Origin of the sequence: Okeania sp. SIO2B9, from assembly GCF_010672505.1 — a bacterium.
Lineage (GTDB): Bacteria > Cyanobacteriota > Cyanobacteriia > Cyanobacteriales > Microcoleaceae > Okeania > Okeania hirsuta.
Window position 1 is genome coordinate 1 of record NZ_JAAHGK010001182.1, and the last position, 2,385, is coordinate 2,385.

Consider the following 2,385-nt stretch of genomic DNA (forward strand, 5'->3'; position numbering starts at 1 on the left):
TATAATTATGGTAGTCAAGTCTTTTCGCGCATCAATGAGTGAGGAACAATCATCAGCAAGGAGTGTTGAATTTTTTATATTATTTCTCCCCACATCTACCCTCTTACCTCTTACCTCTTACCTCTTATCTCCTGTCTCCTGTCTCCTGTCTCCTAGCTCAAAAAACTTAATATTTATGAAGATACGCTTAGGGGTTCTATACTTCCCTTTGTCTAAGACTTACGGACGTTGTATGCAATCTCCCTACTGCTCACTCTTCCATGAATGTAGCAATATTTTATGAAATTGGTATTAGAAGTATTTTTGTGAGTAGCGGGAAGACTAAAGTTAAACAAATAAATCCAATTCATATCAGCTTATGAATAAAAATCTAATATGGTTATTTGTCATCGTGAGTATAGTTTTTGTAACTGCTGGTGACAGTTTTGAATTTGTGCCTCAACCTGTCCAAAATGCCAGCTTGCAAAGTCGAAAATTTATAGTTGGACTATGGCCTGATTGGTTGAAGCCCAAGAATACTAATGAACGTACAGAAGATGCTGTAAAGGATCTAGAAAATCGTGCCGATCCATAAATAGGGTTTGCTGAAAAAGTCTTATGAGCAAGGGTAGGAGTCAGGAGACAGGAGACAGGAGACAGGAGGAATGGGGAATGAGCGAGAAGGCAGGAGTTAGAATTATTCCTCAATTTCTCTGTCCAAATCTTGCTGTTAATACTAACTTTTTGAGGCTTTTCAACTCAAATAAGCGCACCCCCTCCAGACTTAAAAATGCCAAAAGCTTTATCTGTAAAGACTTTCATATTTATTCAGCAAACCCTAAATAGACATCTCCACCAAAAAAGGGAGTAGGGAGTAGGGGGTAGGGAACCCACCCCTCGCCCCTCCCCCTCCCAGGAGGGGAAAGAATTGATAATTTCTGTGGAGGTAGAAAAAAACTCGCTCCACACCCCCTAATATCAAATTCGGTAGCATTAGTGTAATTAGATTCACAGAACTTACGCAAAATACAAAGTTATACACCATCTGTAGGGGCGTTTTGCTCCGCAACATATAAAGCTTCAGCTATGCGTCAGTAAACGGCCGTTCTGTATGTGGTGGTTATGCGTAATATCAAATCCGTTTAATTCGGTATAAAAACATTCTTTATCTTCACCATTACCAAATCTTCATAAATTTTTTCCCTCCTGACTCCTGACTCCTGACTCCTACTTCAAAAGATTTTATACCGATGCTACCGGATTTGATATAATATCATGTCCGGATAATTAGCGATCAAAAAACTTTCTCCTTCTTTTCTTCTTTCTTCCCTCCTGAATTGCAGAATTGCTTACTCCTGACTCCTAAGTAGTTTATTTATAACTGTTCAACCGGACATGATATAACTCCTGATTCATAATTTTTAAATCATCATTTTTAAATATATCCCAAATGGGTTCTATACTGGCGGTGGTGTAATACCAAGGGTGAGTTGCAATGCACTCTACTGACGTGACACACCCCGCACAAAATTAGGTGTGTCAGTCCACTACAGGTAGAACTTGGTACGGAAGTCCTGAAGATATTACAATGGAGAGATCCAGAAATGATATTCCAGGGTAAATGCTTTGAAAGAACTTTTGATTACTGCAACCGATACCGACGCTGGTAAAACGATATTAACCCTCGCTCTTGCTGCTTATTGGCAAACTTACCATCAAGACCGGAACTTAGGCTTATTTAAACCCATTCAAACTGGCATAGGCGATCGCGAACTTTACACTCAATTATTTTCTCTAGACCAATCTATTGACGAAATTAACCCTTTATGGTACGAAACACCAGTCGCTCCTCCTGTAGCTGCAGAACGGGAAGGTCGTCTGGTAGAATTAGACCAGGTATGGTCAACTTTTGCAAGATTACGACAACAAAAAGATTTTGTGTTAGTCGAGGGTTTAGGGGGACTAGGTTCTCCTGTAACTCACGAACTGACGGTGGCAGACATAGCTAGGGATTGGCATTTACCTACTATTTTGGTTGTACCAATCAAGTTAGGCGCGATCGCTCAAACTGTAGCTAATGTTGCTCTAGCTCGTCAAATGAAGGTTAACCTCCGAGGCATTATCCTCAACTGCGTTAAACCTTGCTCGGAGCAAGAAATTGCTGACTGGACTCCTGTTGAGCTAATTCAATCCTTAACTCAAGTACAAGTCTGTGGAATTATACCACATTTACCAGAAATTAACAACCTAGACAAATTAGCAACAGCAGCCTCTAATTTAGATTTAGAGAAGTTTTTACCCTTACCAACCACAATCAAAAATTAATAACTCAGTATAAAAAATATGGTTTCAACTATTCCGACCTCAAATTCCGTTGCTCAATCTCAACTGCGTCCAGAAATTAGA

Annotated in this window: 3 protein-coding genes; all 3 read left to right on the forward strand. The window is 39.7% G+C overall.

Annotated features, from left to right (window positions below; genetic code table 11):
• Nucleotides 1-358: 358 nt before the first annotated feature.
• The 3 genes from F6K13_RS28680 (at nucleotide 359) to bioD (ending at nucleotide 2,304) form a co-directional block, all read left to right on the forward strand.
• A complete protein-coding gene (locus tag F6K13_RS28680) occupies nucleotides 359-574 on the forward strand; it encodes a hypothetical protein (protein ID WP_124147711.1) in 216 nt (71 codons plus the stop codon).
• 23 nt (nucleotides 575-597) lie between these two features.
• Complete coding sequence (locus F6K13_RS28685; protein ID WP_124147712.1) at nucleotides 598-825, forward strand: hypothetical protein; 228 nt, start codon at nucleotides 598-600, stop codon at nucleotides 823-825.
• 780 nt (nucleotides 826-1,605) lie between these two features.
• Nucleotides 1,606-2,304, forward strand: coding sequence for a dethiobiotin synthase (gene bioD / locus F6K13_RS28690; RefSeq protein ID WP_124147713.1), 699 nt, complete (start codon nucleotides 1,606-1,608; stop codon nucleotides 2,302-2,304).
• Nucleotides 2,305-2,385 lie beyond the last annotated feature (81 nt).